The organism is Rhodanobacter sp. C05 (genome assembly GCF_002001165.1).
Lineage (GTDB): Bacteria > Pseudomonadota > Gammaproteobacteria > Xanthomonadales > Rhodanobacteraceae > Rhodanobacter.
Genome location: NZ_MUNQ01000010.1, coordinates 217,774 through 232,516, shown reverse-complemented (window position 1 = coordinate 232,516; position 14,743 = coordinate 217,774). Strand labels below are relative to the sequence as shown.

Annotated in this window: 15 protein-coding genes; 9 read left to right on the top strand and 6 right to left on the bottom strand. The window is 65.0% G+C overall.

What is annotated here, in order from left to right:
* Nucleotides 1-14: 14 nt before the first annotated feature.
* Nucleotides 15-446, bottom strand: a complete 432-nt coding sequence (locus tag B0E51_RS10940) for an EamA family transporter (RefSeq protein ID WP_077444931.1) — start codon at nt 444-446, stop codon at nt 15-17.
* A gap of 78 nt (nt 447-524) precedes the next feature.
* Nucleotides 525-1,010, bottom strand: a complete 486-nt coding sequence (locus B0E51_RS10935; RefSeq protein ID WP_077444930.1) for a DUF2782 domain-containing protein — start codon at nt 1,008-1,010, stop codon at nt 525-527.
* Between the two features lie 94 nt (nt 1,011-1,104).
* Here B0E51_RS10935 and polA point away from each other — a divergent pair, with 94 nt between their 5' ends.
* From polA to uvrD, 3 genes are all read left to right on the top strand, one after another.
* Nucleotides 1,105-3,873, top strand: coding sequence for a DNA polymerase I (gene polA / locus B0E51_RS10930; protein WP_077444929.1), 2,769 nt, complete (start codon nt 1,105-1,107; stop codon nt 3,871-3,873).
* A gap of 356 nt (nt 3,874-4,229) precedes the next feature.
* A complete protein-coding gene (locus B0E51_RS10925) occupies nt 4,230-4,448 on the top strand; it encodes a hypothetical protein (protein WP_077444928.1) in 219 nt (72 codons plus the stop codon).
* A gap of 69 nt (nt 4,449-4,517) precedes the next feature.
* Nucleotides 4,518-6,713, top strand: coding sequence for a DNA helicase II (gene uvrD, locus B0E51_RS10920; RefSeq protein WP_077444927.1), 2,196 nt, complete (start codon nt 4,518-4,520; stop codon nt 6,711-6,713).
* Between the two features lie 74 nt (nt 6,714-6,787).
* Here uvrD and B0E51_RS10915 read toward each other — a convergent pair whose 3' ends face one another.
* From B0E51_RS10915 to B0E51_RS10905, 3 genes are read right to left on the bottom strand one after another with little or no spacing between them, the layout of a single operon-like run.
* Nucleotides 6,788-8,044, bottom strand: a complete 1,257-nt coding sequence (locus B0E51_RS10915; RefSeq protein WP_077444926.1) for a heme biosynthesis HemY N-terminal domain-containing protein — start codon at nt 8,042-8,044, stop codon at nt 6,788-6,790.
* On the bottom strand, nt 8,041-9,189 hold the full coding sequence (locus B0E51_RS10910; protein WP_077444925.1) for a uroporphyrinogen-III C-methyltransferase: 1,149 nt from the start codon (nt 9,187-9,189) through the stop codon (nt 8,041-8,043). Before B0E51_RS10910 ends, B0E51_RS10915 begins: the two co-directional genes overlap by 4 nt.
* A 54-nt stretch (nt 9,190-9,243) precedes the next feature.
* Entirely contained in the window at nt 9,244-10,014 is a 771-nt protein-coding gene (locus tag B0E51_RS10905; RefSeq protein ID WP_077444924.1) for a uroporphyrinogen-III synthase, read from the bottom strand.
* Nucleotides 10,015-10,106: 92 nt separating this feature from the next.
* Between B0E51_RS10905 and B0E51_RS10900 the strand changes: the two genes are divergently transcribed.
* The 3 genes from B0E51_RS10900 (at nt 10,107) to B0E51_RS10890 (ending at nt 11,609) form a co-directional block, all read left to right on the top strand.
* Nucleotides 10,107-10,580 (top strand): YiiD C-terminal domain-containing protein, encoded by a 474-nt coding sequence (locus B0E51_RS10900; RefSeq protein WP_077444923.1) that lies wholly within the window; start codon nt 10,107-10,109, stop codon nt 10,578-10,580.
* A gap of 64 nt (nt 10,581-10,644) precedes the next feature.
* Entirely contained in the window at nt 10,645-11,058 is a 414-nt protein-coding gene (locus B0E51_RS10895) for a hypothetical protein (RefSeq protein ID WP_077445012.1), read from the top strand.
* A gap of 104 nt (nt 11,059-11,162) precedes the next feature.
* Nucleotides 11,163-11,609, top strand: coding sequence for a rhodanese-like domain-containing protein (locus tag B0E51_RS10890; protein ID WP_077444922.1), 447 nt, complete (start codon nt 11,163-11,165; stop codon nt 11,607-11,609).
* A 67-nt stretch (nt 11,610-11,676) separates the two neighbouring features.
* Here the strand turns inward: B0E51_RS10890 and B0E51_RS10885 are convergent, their stop codons facing one another.
* The gene (locus tag B0E51_RS10885; RefSeq protein WP_077444921.1) at nt 11,677-12,744 is read right to left on the bottom strand and encodes a 2Fe-2S iron-sulfur cluster-binding protein; all 1,068 of its coding nucleotides are present in this window, start codon (nt 12,742-12,744) and stop codon (nt 11,677-11,679) included.
* A 54-nt stretch (nt 12,745-12,798) separates the two neighbouring features.
* Here B0E51_RS10885 and B0E51_RS10880 point away from each other — a divergent pair, with 54 nt between their 5' ends.
* From B0E51_RS10880 to B0E51_RS10870, 3 genes are read left to right on the top strand one after another with little or no spacing between them, the layout of a single operon-like run.
* Complete coding sequence (locus B0E51_RS10880) at nt 12,799-13,239, top strand: hotdog fold thioesterase (RefSeq protein ID WP_077444920.1); 441 nt, start codon at nt 12,799-12,801, stop codon at nt 13,237-13,239.
* On the top strand, nt 13,236-14,183 hold the full coding sequence (locus tag B0E51_RS10875) for a serine/threonine protein kinase (protein WP_254424502.1): 948 nt from the start codon (nt 13,236-13,238) through the stop codon (nt 14,181-14,183). Before B0E51_RS10880 ends, B0E51_RS10875 begins: the two co-directional genes overlap by 4 nt.
* Before the next feature lie 27 nt (nt 14,184-14,210).
* A complete protein-coding gene (locus B0E51_RS10870; RefSeq protein WP_077444918.1) occupies nt 14,211-14,705 on the top strand; it encodes a hypothetical protein in 495 nt (164 codons plus the stop codon).
* The last annotated feature ends 38 nt before the right edge of the window (nt 14,706-14,743 follow it).

The window sequence follows — 14,743 nt, the reverse complement described above, 5'->3', positions numbered from 1 at the left end:
GCAATGCAGGATCTTCAGAACAGCGCAATCACCATGACACCGGCCACGATCAGCCCGCCACCGATCAGCAAGGGCAGGCTAGGTTTCTCGCCGAGAAATACCAACGCCAGCACGATCGCGATCGCCACGCTGAGCTTGTCGATCGGCGCTACCTTGCTCACCGGTCCCAGTTGCAGCGCTCGGTAGTAGCACAGCCACGACAGACCCGTGGCGATGCCGGACAGCACCAGGAACAGCCAGCTATGCAGCGGAAGTCCGGTGGGTTTGGCCCATTCCTGGCGAAGACTGAGGATGCCGGCGGTGACGATCAGGATCACGATGGTGCGGATGAAGGTGGCCAGATTGGAGTTGATGCCGACTACGCCGAGTTTGCCGAACAACGCCGTCAATGCTGCGAACAGCGCCGAACCCAGGGCAAACAGCAACCAGCTCTCACGCAGTTGCATCGTGGCGCTCCCGACACTCGTCAATCCGTCATGCGAGACCGGCTCGCTGGCGTGCCGGCACTGGCAGGCAACGCGCGATCAGTGGTTGTCGCCATCCTGTGCCGCTTCACTCGAATCCGCAGCGGCCGGCTTGCTCTTGCCCCATTCCAACACCTTGTACATCGCCGGCCCCACCGGTTTCTTGCCATGCTCGTCGATCAGCCGTCCTTGCGGGTCGACCATGTAGGTCTGCTGCAGTCCGTGCTTGGGGGTGACCACCACCATATAGACCTGGCCGCTGTGGCTGTATTCCTGGATAGTGTTGTCACCTTCCTGGCGCACCCTGATCTGTGGCAACGAGGCATCCCGGCCGCCGCTGCGGGCATCCTGCATCGCTGGCAAGGCTGGGGGTTCCCGGGTCATGGGATTGCCACCCTGCGATGCCGAAGCCGCTGGTGCCACAGCCTTCACGCCCGGATCATTGATGCCCGGCGGTGGTGGCACATTGTTGTTCGGCGCGGATTGGGCGAAGGCGTTCGAAGCAAACAGGACGCTGGCGGCAACCAGCAGGACAGCGTTTTTCATGGCAGCGACCTCAATCGGATGGCAAGAGCATAGCAGTGCACCTGCCGACCTTCCGTGAAGCATGACGTTCCCTGCTTGCATGCGAGAATGGCGCATGGCCAAACTCATCCTGATCGACGGCTCCTCCTATCTGTATCGCGCGTTCCACGCGCTGCCACCGCTGAGCAACGCCCACGGCGAACCGACTGGCGCGCTGTTCGGGGTGGTCAATATGCTGCGCGCCACGCTGAAGGCGAAGCCGGACTATCTGGCGTTCGTCAGCGATGCCCCCGGCCCTACCTTCCGTGATTCCCTGTACGACCAGTACAAGGCGAACCGCCCACCGATGCCGGACGACCTGCGCGCGCAAGTCGAGCCTATGCTGGCGATCGTCGGTGCGCTGGGCTTCCCGATCCTGCGCGTGCCCGGGGTGGAAGCCGACGACGTGATCGGTACGCTGGCCGTGCAGGCACAGGCAGTCGGCATCGAGGTCGAGATCTCCACCGGCGACAAGGACATGGCACAGCTGGTGAACCCGCACGTCACCCTGGTCAACACCATGAGCAACACGGTGATGGACAGCGCCGGGGTGATGGAGAAATTCGGCGTGCGGCCGGAGCAGATCATCGATTTCCTCGCACTCACCGGCGACACCGTCGACAACGTGCCGGGCGTGCCCAAGTGCGGCCCGAAGACCGCTGCCAAGTGGCTGGCCGAATACGCCACGCTGGGCGGCGTGATCGCGAACGCCGACAAGATCGGCGGCAAGATCGGCGAGAGTCTGCGCGCCGCGCTGCCGCAGCTGCCGCTGTCACGCGAACTGGTGACGATCAAGACCGATGTGCCACTGGAGCTCGGTCCCACCGAGCTGGCCCAGCGCGAAGCCGATACCGCGCAGTTGCGCGAGCTGTATACGCGCTACGAATTCAAGGCCGCCTTGAAGGATCTCGACGCCGCAAGCTCCTCTGCATCCTCACCCCTGGAAAGCAACGCCCAGGACGGGCCATCCACCATAACGCCTACCCCGACACCTTTGCCGGACAGCAACCGCGCCGCGCCGGATGCCGCCTTGTCCACGCTTGGCCGCTACGAGCTCGTCACTACCCAGCCACAACTCGACGCATGGCTGGAAAAATTGCGCGACGCCGAACTGATCGCGTTCGATACCGAGACCACCAGCATCGATGCGATGCGGGCTGACATCGTCGGCCTCAGCCTCTCGGTTGAACCAGGCATCGCCTGCTACATCCCCTTGGGCCACGACTATCCGGGCGCACCGAAGCAACTCGATCGCGACAGCGTGCTGGCCGCGCTGAAACCGGTATTCGAGGATGCGAAGAAGCCCAAGCTCGGCCAGCACGCCAAATACGACATCAACATCCTGTCGCACTACGGCATCGACGTGCAGGGGCTGAAGCACGATTCGATGCTCGAGTCCTACGTGTGGAACGCTACTGTGACACGCCACGACATGGATTCGCTGGCGCGGCTCTACCTCGGCTACGAGACGGTCAAGTACGAACAGGTCGCCGGCAAGGGGGCGAAGCAGATTTCGTTCTCGCAGGTGGACCTGGACACCGCCTGCCGCTATGCCGCCGAGGACGCCGACGTCACTCTGCGCCTGCACCATGCGCTGTGGCCCAAGCTCGAAAGCGTACCGACCTTGCGCAAGGTCTACGAGGACATCGAGATTCCGCTGGTGCCGGTGCTGGCCGCGATGGAACGTCGCGGCGTACTGATCGACGGTGATGAACTGCGCCGGCAAAGCCAACAGCTGGGCAAGCGCATGCTGGAATTGCAGCGGCAGTCCTACGCTCTGGCCGGACGTGAATTCAACCTCGATTCGCCGAAACAGCTGCAGGCGATCCTGTTCGACGAACTTGGCCTGCAGGCCAAGCTGAAGACGCCGACCGGCCAGCCATCCACCAACGAGGAAGCGCTGGAGGCGATTGCCGATACGCACGAGCTGCCACGACTGATTCTCGACTATCGCGGCCTCGCCAAGCTGCGCTCCACCTATACCGACAAGCTGTCCGGCATCGTCAATCCGCGTACCGGCCGCGTGCACACCAGCTATCACCAGGGTGCGGTGGCGACCGGACGGATCTCATCATCCGACCCGAACCTGCAGAACATCCCGGTGCGCACCGAGGAAGGCCGGCGCATCCGCCAGGCCTTCATCGCGCCGCCAGGCTGGAAAGTGCTGGCGGCGGACTATTCGCAGATCGAGCTGCGCATCATGGCGCACCTGTCCGGTGACGAAGGGCTGTTGCGCGCATTCCGCGAAGGTGGCGACGTGCACCGCGCCACGGCGGCGGAAGTGTTCGGGCTCAAACCGGAAGAAGTCAGCACCAACCAGCGCCGCGCCGCCAAGGCGATCAACTTCGGCCTGATGTACGGCATGAGCGCGTTCGGCCTGGCGCGGCAGCTTGGCGTCGATCGCGGTGAGGCCAGCGATTACATGGCGCGCTATTTCTCACGCTATCCGGGCGTGCGCGCGTTCATGGACGCCACCCGCGAACAGGCCCATCGCGACGGCTACGTCGAGACCATCTTCGGGCGCCGCCTGTATCTGGAAAACCTCACCTCGCGCAATCAGGGCCTGCGCCAGGGTGCCGAGCGCGCTGCGGTGAACGCACCGATGCAGGGCAGCGCCGCCGACATCATCAAGCGCGCGATGATTGCGGTGGCCGGCTGGATCGCCGGGCGCGATGACGTGCACATGCTGATGCAGGTGCACGATGAACTGGTGTTCGAGGTGCGCGCCGATGCAATCGACAAGGTACGCGCCGCCGTGATCGAACGGATGTCCGGCGCCGCGGAACTGGCGGTGCCGTTACTGGTCGACGTAGGGGTCGGTGCGAACTGGGACGAGGCGCATTGAGGTAGTTCGCCATGCTCGGAACAAACAGGCCGGCATATGCAACAAGGGCTTGCTCGTTAAGGTTTCATCAACTGAACCGACAATAAATTTTTTCCGCCGGCCGTTGAAACTTTCCCGCCGAATCCGCATCTAAGTCTTCGGATGCACGCAACGGCATCCACGGCTGGCTCACCTCCCTGAGCCGCCACGGACGCGAACCTCTCCCCTGGGTCCCTCGCGTCCGCCCGGCCCCGAAGGTTCCCCCTAACCTTCGGGGCCTTTTTTTGCCTGCACTTTGGCCAGCACCTTCGGCCTGTACTTCTTGTGCACACCGGCACCCGGCATACTCGGACCACATCCATCGAGGGGAAGCATCCATGCGCGCAGGACTGATCATCGTCGGCATCATCTTGCTGGTGGCCGGCATCTGGATCGTCTCCGGTCACGCCAGTTACCAGGACACCGATACATTGCTGCAAGTCGGCTCGGCCAAAATAACCGCCACCCATGACAAGGGCGTCCCCCAGTGGATTGGCATCGCCGGCATCGTAGTCGGTGGTCTGCTGGCGGTTGGCGGCTTCATGAAGAAGGGTTGACCACGTCGAAACCTGCGGAAACCGCCGCGACCGCGGCGGTTTTTCTTTGTGGCCACTACAATGGGCCCGATGGATGTCTCGTACCTGATCGACCCGCTCAACGAAGCCCAGCGCGAAGCTGTTTGCGTCCCGCCCGGCCATTACCTGGTGCTTGCCGGCGCCGGCTCCGGCAAGACCCGCGTACTCACTCACCGCATCGGCTGGCTGACCCAGGCCGAGCGGGTGCCGCCGTGGGCGATTCTCGCCGTCACCTTCACCAACAAGGCTGCAGGCGAAATGCGCGCGCGACTGGAAGCGCTGATTCCCAACGGCACCCAGGGCCTCACCGTCGGCACCTTTCACGGCATCGCGCACCGCCTGTTGCGACGGCACTGGCGCGAGGCCGGCCTGCCGGAGACCTTCCAGATCCTCGATGCCGACGATCAGCTGCGGTTGGTCAAGCGCGTGATCGCAGGGCTGGGACTGGACGACGCGAAATTTCCGCCGCGCCAGGCCAGCTGGCAGATCAACAATTGGAAAGACGAAGGCAAGCGGCCGGACGGCATCGAGCATCGCGATCATCCGGTCACCCACACCTTCGTCAACATCTACAAAGCCTATGAAGACGCCTGCCGCCGTGCCGGTCTGGTCGATTTCGCCGAGCTGCTGCTGCGTGCCCACGAACTGTGGCTGAAGAATCCGGCCGTGCTGGAGCATTACCAGCAACGCTGGCGCTATCTGCTGGTCGACGAATTCCAGGACACCAACACGCTGCAATACGCGTGGATCCGCGTACTCGCCGGCAACACCGGACAAGTGTTCGTGGTCGGCGACGACGATCAGGCGATCTACGGCTGGCGCGGCGCGAAAGTGGAGAATGTGCAGCAGTTCCTGCGCGATTTTCCCGGCGCCCGCACAATCAAGCTGGAGCAGAACTACCGCTCCACCTCAACCATCCTGAAGGCTGCCAACAGCGTGATCCAGCGCAACGGCAGCCGCCTCGGCAAGCAGCTGTGGACGGCGGGCGAGGACGGCGAACGCATCGCGCTGTACGCCGCCTACAACGAGCAGGACGAGGCGCGCTTCGTGATCGAGCGCATCCGCGAATACATCGCCGAGCACGGCCACGCGAAAGACTGCGCGATCCTGTATCGCTCGAACGCGCAGTCGCGCAACTTCGAGGAACAGCTGACCCAGCACAGCATCAAGTACCGCGTCTACGGCGGCCAGCGCTTCTTCGAGCGTGCCGAGGTCAAGGACGCACTGGCCTATCTGCGCCTTAGCGCGAACCGTCACGACGATGCGGCGTTCGAGCGCGCGGTGAATACGCCGCCACGCGGCATCGGGGATCGCACGCTGGACGCATTACGCCGCCGCGCGCGCGCCGACAACACCTCGATGTGGGAAGCCGTGCTCACCGAATTGAGCAGCAGCAGCGAACTGGCTGGCCGCGCGAAGAATGCGGTGAAGGCGTTTCTCGCCTTGATCGACGAGATGGCACGGACCTTCAGCGGGCATGGCAGTGACGAAGCGCTCACCCTCGCCGAACAGATCGATCACGCGATCACGCATACCGGCTTGCGCGACTTCTACGAGAAGGACTCTCGCGGCAATGCCGAATCGCGCGTGGAGAATCTCGACGAACTGGTCAACGTCGCCAGCCGCTTCGAGCCCACCCAGGAAGATATCGACGCGGGCCTGAGCGAACTGTCCGCCTTCCTGTCGCACGCCACACTGGAAGCCGGCGAGAACCAGGGCGAGGCGTGGGACGACTGCGTGCAGCTGATGACCCTGCACTCGGCCAAGGGACTGGAGTTTCCGGTGGTGTTCCTGGTCGGCATGGAAGAAGGCCTGTTTCCCAGCCAGCGCTCGGTCGACGACGAAGGCCGGCTGGAAGAGGAGCGCCGGCTCGCTTACGTCGGCATCACCCGCGCCCGCGAAAAACTGTTCGTCACCCATGCCGAATCGCGCCGCATGCACGGCACCGAAATGCTGGCGCGGCCGTCGCGCTTCCTCGGCGAAATACCCGCCGAACTGATCGACGAAGTGCGCCCGCGCGTGCAGGTCACCCGGCCGATGTATGCCGGTCGCCAGCGCGAAACCTCGTCGTCGCTCGAAGAAACCCTGCCGGTGAAACTCGGCCAGCGCGTCAGCCACCCCAGCTTCGGCGAAGGTGTGGTGCTCAGCGCCGAAGGCAGTGGAGCGCATACACGGCTGCAGGTGAACTTCGAGGGCGCCGGCAGCAAGTGGCTGGTGGCGGCTTACGCGAATTTGACGCCGCTCTAGGTTTGCGTCCACCGGTTGAAGCCGCAATCGAAAGCGGGCACTTCACGATCGAGGTATTGCACCTCATTGTGCGCCTACCCCCGCAACCTCGGCACACCGTGCTGATCCCGTTCCTCGACCGCGATCGACTGGGTATCGAGACGGGTTCCGCGGCTGTCTGGCGGCAGCGCATCGACCGCCTCGCCACGGATGAACGCCAACGCGTTGCGATAGCAGCGTTGTGCCTGCTCCGCGTCGCCCTGCCCGGCGAAGGTGTCGCCGAGTGCTTCCCACGCGCCGGCGCTGGGCGCCAGCGCCAGCGAGCGCTGGAGATGCTGTTGCGCCTTGCCCCACAGCTTCAAGCGCACGCACATGCGGCCGAGTGTGAGCAGGAGTACGGCGTCGTTCGGATGGCCGTCGTACCAACCTTCGGCGCGGCGCAGGCGCGCCTCGATATCGTCCCCGCCGAGCGTGCCGTAGGTCTCGATCAGCAGTGGCGACCACTCGCGGCGCAGCGCCGATTCAACCTCATCCATCGCCGGCAGGATCAGGCCGAAGCCGGCCGCACGCCGCGCATACGCATCGATCACCGCAGGCACCCGGCGCTGCGCCTTGGGCAGTTGTGACCACAGCGTATTCAGTGCGGCACCATCCGGCGCAGCGTTGATCGTTGCGGTGAGGATTTTTGCTTCCAGTGCGGCGTACGGGCGGTTGCCGAGCGCGCCGCTCTTCTGCAGCGGATCGAGCGCCTCGCGGGCGCGCCGGATATCGCCACTGGCCAGCGCCGCCAGCGCCAATTCGCGCCAGCCGCCGGGCGTCAACGTGCCCTTGTCGGCTTCCGGCGCCAGCAGCGCCAGTGCTTCGGCCGGCTTGCCGTCACGGCGCAGCACGCGTGCGCGCAACACGCGGGCTGCCTGCGGCGCGGATTGCGAGGCCTGGTTCAAGGCTTCCAGTGCACGGCCATGTTCACCGCGACGCGAAGCTGCTTCGGCGGCAGCCAGCAGGGCCGGTCCATGCAGGCTGTGCAGTCGCGAGGCACGATTGAGATCACGCTCGGCATCGCCGTGACGGCCCTCGATCAGGGCGATCAGACCATCGCCCATTCGCTGCTGGCTGAGCCGACGATGCCGCCGCGTGAACGCGCCGAACGGCCAGCGCAGCAATCGCCACAACACGGTGAGCAAGGCCCACGCCAGCAGCAAGATGAGAGCCGCGGCGACCACCGTGGTTTCCACCCGAAAACCGCGCAGGCGCAGCAGCACGTAGCCGGGATCTGCCGCCACCCAGTGCCAGCCGAACGCGGCCAGCGCCGCGACGATCACCAGCAGCAGGACCCAGCGCCATACCCTCATGGCTTCGCTCCGACAGCGGGCTTGGTCGTGCTGCCGGCCGCTGCCGCCGGTGTGGCGTTGTCGGTATCCGGTTTCAGCGCATGCACGGTGCGCAGATTGCGCAGCTCACTCAGCGCAGCACCCAGCTGCACCGACGCATTCACCGGCAGGGCGTCAGCAAGTTGCCTGAGCGAGGCATGCGCCTGCTGCACCTCGGCGGCGTGGCCGTCGAACTGGGTCGACAAGGCAGTATCCACCCGCTGCAGCGCGGCGGCGTACGTCGGACTGTCATAGGCCATCAGCGCGACCTGCGCCTGCGCAAGATCCAGTTCGGCCAGCTCGCGTGCAAAACGTGCATCCGCCACCGCCAGCGGCGCACCGTTGTCGCGCTGCACGCTGATCACACCAGCCAGGGCATGGCGGATGCGCGACCAGGTATCCGGCGCTTGCGTGGTGTCCGGCGTATCGAGCGGCTTCAGCGGCAGTGTGGCCAGCATGCCGCGCAAGGCGGTCAGCTGCTGCAATGAACTGGCCTGGCTTGCCGGCTGGCTCTTCGCCAGCGCGTCGCGCTCGGCCTCGATGCTCTGGCGCACCGCGGAGAATGCACCATCGTTGACCGCCGCCAGGGTCTGATCGGCCAAGGTATACGCGGCTGCCGCACCCTGGGCATCGTGGAACAGGATGTAACGCTCACCCGCCATGCGCAGCATGGACTCGGTCTCGTCCAGCAACATGGCATCGTGGCCCGACAGGCTCTTCTCGGCGAGCTTGGCCACGGCGTCCTCGAGATTGCGCGTGCGTTCGGCCTGACCCAGCAATTCCTCACGCAGCGAGCGGTTGACCGCGGCAGCGTCATTCAGGCGCTGGTTGAGGCTGGTTCGCTCGCCGCTGACGCCGGACAGCGTGGATTCCAGCGCGGCCAGGCGCTGCTGCAGACTGGCCACGTTCTGGCTGTCAGCGACGCTGCCCTGCTCCTGCTGCCACTGGTGCCAGCCGACGTAGCCGGAAGCCCCCACCGCGATCAGCGAGAGCAGCAAAGCCAGCGCCAAGCTGCCGCCGCCACGCGGACGCGGTTCGCGTGTGGCCGGCGTGCTGCGTGCCGGCGACACATCGGGACGGGCGCCGATGGGCGCTGCGGACTCGTTGGGCTTGTCTACGTTGCTCATGCACCAATGCTAACAGGCCATACGCCCGCGTTCGTAGCAGCTTGATGTGAAGGCTCAGCCCACGCGCATGGCCGCGTCGAGCAGATCGGCCGAGAGTGCCGAAGCGGCCAGTGCGATACGCGAGAAACCGGCATCGCGGGCGACCATGGCCAGCCGCTCACTGCTGACCACGGCGGTTGCCGCACACAGCCGTGACCACGCCGGCGACGGCAAAAGCTGCTGCAGGTTCTGCAGTGCTTCCGCGCTGGACAGCAGCACCTGGGCAGACACCGGCAGTTGCAGCAGTGCATCGACATGCCGACGATCCAGCCGCGGCGCCACCCGCCGATACACATGCAGATCATGCAGCCGTGCGCCGCGCGCGACGATCTGTTCACGCAGCAGGCCGCGACCACCGGGCGCACCGATCAAGGCCACGCGACGATGATGCAGATCATGCAGGGCCGGGTGATCCAGCAGGCCCTCGCTATCCTGTCGTGGCGGTGCCAGCGGCATGCGGACACCCTGCCGCTGCAAGGCTCGCGCGGTGCCTTGACCTACGGCCAGTACCATCGCCCTGGTCCGCAGTGGCAGCAGCGAAGCGGCGAAGCGCACCGCTGCCGGACTGGTAAAGACCAGCACTTCGTCTCGCAGGGCCGTCTGCAGATCGTTGCGCGCCGTAACTTCATCAACCACACCGCGCAGTGCCAGTCCAGGCAGCAGCAAGGGCACGCCACCGAGCATGCGGATCCGACGTGCCAATGCAGCCGCGGTACCCGCCGGACGGGTAATCACCACGGTGCGGCCGCGCAGACCCTCGTTGTTCACCCGGGATTGCCGCTGCATCCGCTCATCGCATCCATCATGGCCATGACTCCAGTGTACCGGCCGCCCTACACTGGTGAATCCTTATCCCCACAGCACAGCCTCCGATCAACGTGACCACCATCGACGACGCAACCACAGCAGCGCAACAGCTGATCCAGTTCATCCGTGACGAGATTCCGCTGGCCCACACGATGGATTTGCATCTGGGCGAGTGCAGCGATGACATGCTGAGCCTGCTGGCGCCACTGGCGCCGAACGTCAACGACAAGGGCTGCGCGTTCGGCGGCAGCCTGGTCAGCCTGATGACCTTGAGCGGCTGGGCGCTGGTGGAACTGGCACTGCGCCGGCAGGGTCACGACTGTGACGTGTTCGTGGCCGAATCCACCGTGCGCTACCTGGCACCGCTGTGGCAGGACTTCCGCAGCGAATCGCGGCTGGCCGCCGAGGCCGACTGGGCCACGTTCTTCGGCACGCTGAACGCACGCGGCAAGGCACGTATCGAGGTCGATTGCGTGATCCCCGGCGAGGGCGGCAAACCCGCCGCCACGCTGAACGCGCGCTTTGTCGCCAAACGGCGCGGTTGAGCCGGCACAGACGCAGGCCGTCGCTTGCGGCAGAATGGGCGCGCCATTCGTCGGGGAAGCACCCATGCGCCGCATCCTGAGTCTTCTGATTATCCTGTGCGTCTCACTGCTGGCTGGCTGCGCCACCCAGTCGCGCAGCGATACGCTGACCACCACCCTCACCGCTTATAGCAGCACGCTGCGTTGGGGCGATTTCCAGAGCGCCGTGCAGTTCATCGATCCGAAGATCCGCGCCGACCATCCGCTGAGCAAGCTGGACATGGAGCGCTACCAGCAGGTGAAAGTCAGCGGATACGACGAAGGCGCCGGCCCGGTACCAGCAGGCGAGGGTCAGGTGAAGCAGACCGTGCATATCAGTCTGGTCAACGTCCACACCCAGACCGAGCGCACCATCATTGATCACCAGACCTGGCACTACGACGACAAAAGCAAGCATTGGTGGCTGACCAGCGGTCTGCCGGATATCACGCAGGAGTGAGCCAGACTCGCCATCCTTGGCCGTGATCGCCTGTCGATCACGGCCTGCCCGTATAATCGCCGGTTTACCTGAGTCGGTGCGATCGACGCACCTGTGGACTGACGATGAACGACATCCTGCACAAGCTGCCCGAATTTATCGGCAACCATGCGGCCCTGGTGGCCCTGTTCGCGATCCTGCTGCTGGCATTGATCGCCATGCAGATCGCCGAGCTGTTCAGCAAAACCAGGGAGTTGACCCCGGCTGGCCTGACCTTGCTGATCAACCGTGAAAATCCGCTGTTGATCGACCTCTCTTCGATCACCGAATTCGAAAAGATGCACGTGCCCGGAGCCAGGCACGTGGCGATGAGCCAGTTCGATCCGGAGAACAAGGATCTGGCCAAGGCGAAGGAACTGCCGGTCGTGGTGATGGACAAGGACGGCCGCGGCAACTCGGTCAAGGCCGCGCAGCGGCTGGTCAAGGCCGGCTTCGTCAAGGTGCATACGCTCGGCGGCGGCGTGCTGGCCTGGCAAGCGGCGCAATTGCCCGTTGCCAAAGGCAACAAGTAGGCAAGCGTTCGTGGTCTTTGCCGGGCGAAGCCTGCGGCTTATCCAACATGCACGCAGCAGCTAAACCTCAGCCCGGCAGATCGTGGATCCCTGCGCGAGCGGCAATGATCTGCGCCAGCACGTCCGGCGCGTAGTCGAACGAGTCGTAATAAAGCCGGTCTTCCGGCAAGCCGGCATCGAGAAACAATGGATGCCCGGCATCGATCATTGCCGGCGGCCCGCTCATGTACAGATCGTGGCCGGACAGGTCGGACTGATCCTGTAGCACCGCCTCGTGCACCAGCCCCGTGCGCAGACCCGTGGTCTGTTCCGGATCGGACACCACGGCGTGGAACTGCAGGTTTGGCACCTCACGCGCCCAGTGCTCGGCCAGCGGGCGCAGGTACAGATCCGCCGCACAGCGCGCGCCCCAGTACACCTGCATCGGCCGGCGCGTGCCCAGCGCGATGAAGTGCTCGACGATTGCCTTGATCGGCGCGAAGCCCGTGCCGCCGGCCATGAACACCATCGGCCGTTCGGAATCCTCACGCGGCACGAAGGTGCCCAGCGGTCCCTCGATGCGCAGGTGATCACCCACTTTCAGCGCATCGTTGACCCACGAGGTGAAGCCGCCGCCTGTCACGTGCCGCACATGCAGCTCGATCATGCCGTCCGCCTGCGGGCCGTTGGCGATCGAGAACGGTCTCCGCTTGCCGTCCTCCAGCAATACATCCACGTACTGGCCCGGCAACCGGTTGAGCCGGCGCTCGCCGTGCGCCGGCAGCAGACGCAGGCCGATCACGTCCGGTGCCAGCTGCCACTTGTCGGTCACGACCATGCCGAGCTGACGCCGCGCGATGTCTTCCACCGAGGTCACTTCGCGCGCCTCCAGCAACAGGTCACTGGTCGGCACCGCCTGGCACAACAGCACCGCATGATGCGCCAGCGCGCTGGCGCTCAGCGCCAGCGGCGGATTGCGCGGGTACTCGCAAAGTCCCTGCAGCAAGGTCGCCTTGCAGCTTCCGCAGACACCGGCCCGGCAGGAATACGGCAATGCCACGCCTGCCCGCTGCGCCGCTTCCAGCACGGTTTCACCAGCCGCCACCGAAAACTGGCGGCCTGAAGATTTGAGAGTGACGTTGAACACCGGATCCATTGTCGTTGCAGTCGCAGCGGACAACAATGCGGGTTCGACACACAGGAATCAACGATGAGCCTCTGGAAACAGCCGACCGACCTGGCGCGGATCAACGCCTGGAGCGCCAACACCATGATGGAGACGCTGGGCATCCGCATCAGCGCGATCGGTGATGACTGGCTGCAGGGCACCATGCCGGTCGACCACCGTACCCATCAGCCATACGGGCTGCTGCACGGCGGCGCCTCGGTGGTGTTGGCCGAGACGTTGGGCAGCACCGCGGCGATGCTCACGCTCGATCCGGAGAAGGAGCTCGCGGTCGGCCTCGACATCAACGCCAACCATATTCGCGGCGTGCGCAGCGGTACCGTCACCGGTACCGCGAGGATGCTGCATATCGGCCGCACCACCCAGGTCTGGGAAATCCGCATCGAAAGCGAGGAAGGCGCGCTGGTATGCATCTCGCGCATCACCATGGCGGTGGTGCCCGCACGCGTCGTGGGCCCGCGTTGAACGACACGCCGTACGCCAGCCTCAGCCCCGACCTGGTGCTCGATGCCGTCACGGCCTGCGGCCTGTGGCCGGATGGCCGCTTGCTCGCACTCAACAGTTACGAGAACCGGGTGTGGCAGGTCGGGTTGGAAGACCAGGCACCGGTCATCGCGAAGTTCTACCGACCCGGCCGCTGGAGCGATGCGGCGATCATCGAGGAGCACACGTTTGCACAGGAACTCGTTGCGGCCGAGTTGCCGGTGGTCGCGCCGCTCGTGTTCGGTGGTCGCACCCTGCTGTTCCACGACGGCTTCCGCTATGCACTGACCCCGCGTCGCGGCGGCCGTGCGCCGGAACTGGAAGCGCTCGGTCAACTGCAATGGCTGGGCCGGCTGATCGCGCGCATGCACGTGGTCAGTGCGCGCCAGCCGTTCGCCCATCGCGGCCGGCTCGATCGCGAGACGATGGTGCGGCAGCCGATGCAGGCGGTGCTTGAGTCGTCGCTGTTGCCGGCATCGCTGCAGACGAATTACCGTTCGGCGGCGACACGTCTCGATGCCGCGATTGCCTCGCGCCTTGAAGCAGTCGGCCCGTTGCGACAACTGCGCCTGCACGGCGACTGCCATCCCGGCAACGTGCTGTGGACCGATGAGGGACCGCACTTCGTCGATCTCGACGACGCGCGCACCGGCCCGGCGGTGCAGGACCTGTGGATGCTCGCCAGCGACGAACGCGCGATGAATGCTGTGCTCGACGGCTATCGGCAGTTCCGCGATTTCGACGACAGCGAGTTGATGCTGGTCCCCGCCCTGCGTGCGATGCGCCAGCTGCACTACGCCGGCTGGATTGCCGCACGCTGGCATGATCCGGCGTTCCCCGCCGCTTTTCCGTTCGCTGCCGAATCGCGCTGGTGGGAGCAGCACATCGCCGACCTGCATGAACTGGCCGACGAACTCGCCACATGATGGAATAGGCGCAGGGGGAAATAACCGATGACAACGATCCGCGAAACCCACTGGCTGGTGCGTTCCATCTGCGTGATCCTGGGCGCGGGCGCGGTGATTGGCATCATGCTCGGCGTCGTGGCCATGGGCGCACCCCAATTCGGGACGCGACTGATCTGCGCAATGGCCGTCCTGATGTATCTGGCCATTGGCGCGGCGGCCGTAGGACTCTGGTTCGGCGAAGACCTCGGGCTGCAGTGGACGCGCCTGCTGCTGTTCGTGCAGATTCCCGTGATCCAATCGACCGGCTTCACCTACGTGTTCTACACCGGCGCGACCGGGCTGCTTTATGGCGGCAGCGAATTCGGCCTGCGCGGCCTGCTCGGTTCGTCGTTTACGCTGGCCATACATCCCGGTGCCACGTCAGACGTCCGTTTCATTGCCGGCGCCAATGTGCTGGCAATCGCCATGCTGGTCGTACTCTTCCGCGTCGATCTGATGCCCTCTCTGCTGCCTCCGCCACTACCGCGGGCATACGAATAGCAGCACCGTTGCCGTAGGAACTTTCCTCCACTCGCGTG

Coding starts and splice junctions, on each gene's coding strand:
- B0E51_RS10940 (WP_077444931.1), bottom strand. CDS start 446: ATGCAACTGCGTGAGAGCTGGTTGCTGTTTGCCCTGGGTTCGGCGCTG.
- B0E51_RS10935 (WP_077444930.1), bottom strand. CDS start 1,010: ATGAAAAACGCTGTCCTGCTGGTTGCCGCCAGCGTCCTGTTTGCTTCG.
- polA (WP_077444929.1), top strand. CDS start 1,105: ATGGCCAAACTCATCCTGATCGACGGCTCCTCCTATCTGTATCGCGCG.
- B0E51_RS10925 (WP_077444928.1), top strand. CDS start 4,230: ATGCGCGCAGGACTGATCATCGTCGGCATCATCTTGCTGGTGGCCGGC.
- uvrD (WP_077444927.1), top strand. CDS start 4,518: ATGGATGTCTCGTACCTGATCGACCCGCTCAACGAAGCCCAGCGCGAA.
- B0E51_RS10915 (WP_077444926.1), bottom strand. CDS start 8,044: ATGAGGGTATGGCGCTGGGTCCTGCTGCTGGTGATCGTCGCGGCGCTG.
- B0E51_RS10910 (WP_077444925.1), bottom strand. CDS start 9,189: ATGAGCAACGTAGACAAGCCCAACGAGTCCGCAGCGCCCATCGGCGCC.
- B0E51_RS10905 (WP_077444924.1), bottom strand. CDS start 10,014: ATGCAGCGGCAATCCCGGGTGAACAACGAGGGTCTGCGCGGCCGCACC.
- B0E51_RS10895 (WP_077445012.1), top strand. CDS start 10,645: ATGCGCCGCATCCTGAGTCTTCTGATTATCCTGTGCGTCTCACTGCTG.
- B0E51_RS10890 (WP_077444922.1), top strand. CDS start 11,163: ATGAACGACATCCTGCACAAGCTGCCCGAATTTATCGGCAACCATGCG.
- B0E51_RS10885 (WP_077444921.1), bottom strand. CDS start 12,744: ATGGATCCGGTGTTCAACGTCACTCTCAAATCTTCAGGCCGCCAGTTT.
- B0E51_RS10880 (WP_077444920.1), top strand. CDS start 12,799: ATGAGCCTCTGGAAACAGCCGACCGACCTGGCGCGGATCAACGCCTGG.
- B0E51_RS10870 (WP_077444918.1), top strand. CDS start 14,211: ATGACAACGATCCGCGAAACCCACTGGCTGGTGCGTTCCATCTGCGTG.